1 protein-coding gene is annotated in these 258 nt (G+C 65.9%); it reads left to right on the top strand.

Annotated elements, in window-relative coordinates; all coding sequences use genetic code 11:
* The coding region (locus tag AC5Y7D_RS30985; RefSeq protein WP_499930015.1) for a protein kinase domain-containing protein at positions 1-258 on the top strand (258 nt) is incomplete at both ends.

Here is a 258-nt window from a genome sequence, read left to right as displayed (position 1 = left end):
CTCAAGCGGTTGCTGGGCCGTGGCGGGATGGGCGAGGTCTACGAGGCCGAGCACACGGTCAAGGAGTGGACCGTCGCCGTCAAAGTGATGACCGCCGAGTTCAGCAAGGACCCCGTCTTCCGCGAACGCATGAAGCGCGAGGCCCGCATCGCCGGCCGACTCCAAGAACCCCACGTCGTGCCCATCCACGACTACGGCGAGATCGACGGCCAGATGTACCTCGAGATGCGCATGATCGAGGGCACCGACCTCGACGCC

Source organism: Mycobacterium sp. NGS49 (assembly GCF_059812565.1).
This window is presented reverse-complemented; position numbering and strand designations above follow the sequence as displayed.